The following is a 3,475-nucleotide window of genomic DNA, read 5'->3' on the forward strand; positions in this document are numbered from 1 at the left end:
TAAAAGCGGCGGCTAAAAGGAGGTAGCCGCCATGAAGCGCATACCCTATCGACAAAATCCGACAATCATTGACTTGTCAAAAAAAGCCCGCCCACCACCGGGGGAAACTACGCTTACCTATATGAACTGTCTAATCGTCTAAATACTGCTTACAATACCTATGCGCCCGTCCGGGCTTTTCGGACGGGCGCATTTTGTACGCTCAAAAAATTTTTGAAGAAATTTCAAAAAATCTTCGGCGTTTTTGAAAACCGCCGTATTGCCCCGCGAAAAGGGGGAAGCACCACCAACTTTCCAACGAGAAAGGAGGTGAGAATGTGGAACCTAATAGCAGGGAGTTTTACAAACAGTGTGCTTTTCAGAAGTTTTGTAATACGGTACTGCACAATGAAGCGTGCGACACTTATAGAGAGCTTCGCAGACACAAGGCAAAGGAAGTGACCTTTTCTGACATGACCTTAGAAGAAGCGCGGCAGCTTCATACCTTTGATGAATATTTCAAAGGGGAAACCGCCTTTGAAAGAGCCGGGAAGAAAATCACGCCGAAGCTGCTTCTTGAAGCAATCCGTACTTTGCCGGAAGAAAAGCGCAAAGCCATATTGCTGTATTACTTCGAGGGAATGAACGATACCGAGATTGCGGAGCTGTTCAATACGTCGAGAAGCACGATACAGTACAGGCGGACAAGCTCTTTTGAGAAATTAAGAAAATATCTGGAGGAAAATGCTGATGAATGGGACGAATGGTAACGAACCCGGCTACCCGGAAAAAGCCCTTGTTCCCTATCCTGTCATTGTGGCAGCGACAAAGGGCGACCCGGACGCTATGAAGATTGTCTTGCAGCATTTCAGCGGCTACATAGCCCGCCTCTCCATGCGGAAGCTGTACGACGAGCGCGGGAACGTCTATTTTGGCGTAGACCACGACATTCGGGAACGGCTGCAAGCAAAACTGATGATGGCTGTCCTCACCTTTAAGGCAGAGGAATAAACCGCAACGGCGGGACGCTTTCTCTCTCTCCCTTTTCCGTTCCGCTGCTGATGCGGCAGCAAAGCCATTCTGAACCTTGACAAAGAAAGCGGCGCAAGATAACGGCGGCGCAGCATAGGGCAAATCGGATACGTTCCTTTTGCGCCGAGCCATACGGCGGGTGCGCCATGACGCTATCCGGGAGGGATTACCCCGCCCGGACAGCCGAGCGACCAACACCGCGCCGGAAAGCAAGTGTAGCGGCTTGCGGGCGACGACAGCGCAGAATATACAATGATACTTCCTTACAGCCACAGTCCGAGCGTTAAGAGCGTCGCAGGCAATGGGTAGGGCTGCATGAAAACCATGCCGGGGTGAAATTCCCATGAGGTTATGCTAATAACCGTCCGATGAAAGCCTTTGTTTTCTTGAATAGTGGACTTGCTGCTATTCATAGACTGTATTATATGTTTGCAAAAGAAAGGGGGATTTTCTTTGACGCAAAACCAAACGCCCGTTACCACAACGGAGCATAAAATAGGAAAAGTTACTTACCTTGTATGTTCGTCCGCAAGTGAACACGCGACGGACACACTGGATAAAAAGATAAAAAAGCTCATTCGCAAAGACATGGAGCTGAACCCCGCAAATGCCCGGAGTTAGGGCGTTTCTTCACATTTTATACATGACACAGGCAGCGGTATGTGGTATAATATAGACAGTACAAATACCATGCTTGTCTGTCGTCGGAAAGGAGGACAAAATGTTACAGACAGACAAGATTACCGCTTTATATTGCAGATTGAGCCAGGAAGATATGCAAGCCGGGGAAAGCGAGAGCATACAGAACCAAAAACTGATTTTACAAAAGTACGCTGACGAACACCTTTTTTTCAACACGCGCTTTTTCGTAGACGACGGATTTTCCGGCGTGAGCTTTGAGCGTGAGGGGCTTCAAGCCATGCTGCATGAAGTTGAAGCCGGAAACGTGGCGACCGTCATAACAAAAGACCTTTCCCGTCTGGGACGTAATTATCTGAAAACCGGGGAGCTGATAGAGATTGTCTTTCCCGAATACGAAGTGTGCTACATTGCCATTAACGACGGTGTAGACACAGCGAGGGAAGATAACGAGTTTACCCCTCTGCGGAACTGGTTCAACGAGTTTTACGCCCGCGACACTTCAAAGAAAATCCGGGCAGTCAAACAGGCAAAGGCGCAGAAAGGCGAGCGCGTCAACGGCGAAGCCCCTTACGGCTACCTTATCGACCCGGATAACCGCAATCATCTAATACCCGACCCGGAAACGGCACACGTCGTAAAACAGATTTTTGCAATGTATGTACGGGGCGACCGTATGTGTGAAATCCAGAACTGGCTGCGGGACAATGAGATATTGACCGTCGGGGAACTGCGCTACCGCAGGACAGGGAGCAAACGCCACCCCCGCCCACAGCTCAACGCATGGTACAACTGGCCGGACAAGACGCTGTACGACATTCTGACAAGGAAAGAGTATTTAGGGCATACCATAACCGGGAAAACCTACAAGGTATCTTATAAGTCGAAAAAGACGAAAAAGAACCCGGAGGAAAAACGGTATTTCTTCCCCAACACTCACGAGCCTTTGATTGATGAAGAAACCTTTGAACTTGCACAGAAGCGGATTGCCACCCGGCAACGCCCGACAAAGGTTGATGAAATCGACCTGTTTTCCGGGCTGCTCTTTTGCGGGGACTGCGGCTACAAAATGTATGCGGTACGCGGAGCCGGGACGCTTGAACGGAAACACGCCTACACTTGCGGCAACTACCGTAACCGGGCAAGAAATGATATGCTCTGCACTACGCATTATATCCGCAAAAGCGTATTAAAAGAACTTGTCCTTGCAGACTTGCAGCGCGTAACGTCTTATGTGAAAGAGCATGAACAGGAGTTTATCGAAACCGCCAACGAGTGCAGCGCAAAGGCAGTACAAAAGACACTGACGCAACAACGGAAAGAGCTTGACAAGGCGCAGAGCCGCATTACCGAATTGAACATCTTATTCCGCAAGCTCTACGAGGACAACGCTTTAGGGAAACTTTCAGATGAACAGTTTGCTTTTCTGACTTCCGGCTATGATGAAGAAAAAAAGACGTTGACCCGGAGGATTGCGGAACTGACACAGGAAATCGACAACGCTACCGAGCGCAGCGCGGACGTGAAAAGGTTTGTCGCACTGGTACGCAGATACACCACCATTACCGAACTGACCTACGAAAACGTCCATGAATTTATTGACCGTATTCTTATCCACGAACTGGATAAGGAAACGAACACCCGCAAAATCGAAATCTTTTATAGCTTTGTCGGCAGAGTTGATACAGGCGACAAGCCTACCGAAAGTATCTCCTATTTCAGACAGATAGGAGCCGACGTAAAGAGTTATGCTATCTAACATACATCAAAAAGAGGTAAGATAACACCCTCTGCAAAAAAGGTTACGTTATCTTACCTCAACAAA

At 48.6% G+C, this 3,475-nt stretch carries 4 protein-coding genes; all 4 read left to right on the plus strand.

Annotation, left to right across the window (positions count from 1 at the left end):
• The first annotated feature begins 317 nt into the window (after window positions 1-317).
• The 4 genes from D5270_RS16230 (at window position 318) to D5270_RS16255 (ending at window position 3,409) form a co-directional block, all read left to right on the plus strand.
• A complete protein-coding gene (locus D5270_RS16230) occupies window positions 318-749 on the plus strand; it encodes an RNA polymerase sigma factor (RefSeq protein WP_166545056.1) in 432 nt (143 codons plus the stop codon).
• Window positions 730-990, plus strand: a complete 261-nt coding sequence (locus D5270_RS16235) for a helix-turn-helix domain-containing protein (RefSeq protein WP_004081240.1) — start codon at window positions 730-732, stop codon at window positions 988-990. The genes D5270_RS16230 and D5270_RS16235 overlap by 20 nt, the downstream gene beginning before the upstream one ends.
• Window positions 991-1,404: 414 nt before the next feature.
• Window positions 1,405-1,632, plus strand: a complete 228-nt coding sequence (locus tag D5270_RS16250; RefSeq protein ID WP_166545058.1) for a transposon-encoded TnpW family protein — start codon at window positions 1,405-1,407, stop codon at window positions 1,630-1,632.
• A gap of 100 nt (window positions 1,633-1,732) precedes the next feature.
• Window positions 1,733-3,409 (plus strand): recombinase family protein, encoded by a 1,677-nt coding sequence (locus tag D5270_RS16255; protein WP_166545059.1) that lies wholly within the window; start codon window positions 1,733-1,735, stop codon window positions 3,407-3,409.
• Window positions 3,410-3,475: the final 66 nt, after the last annotated feature.

Source organism: Acutalibacter sp. 1XD8-36 (genome assembly GCF_009917525.1).
Taxonomy (GTDB): Bacteria; Bacillota; Clostridia; order Oscillospirales; family Acutalibacteraceae; genus Acutalibacter.

What these genes read in the sequence shown, in the direction of transcription:
- D5270_RS16235 (WP_004081240.1), top strand. Translation starts at nt 730, where the DNA reads ATGAATGGGACGAATGGTAACGAACCCGGCTACCCGGAAAAAGCCCTT.
- D5270_RS16255 (WP_166545059.1), top strand. Translation starts at nt 1,733, where the DNA reads ATGTTACAGACAGACAAGATTACCGCTTTATATTGCAGATTGAGCCAG.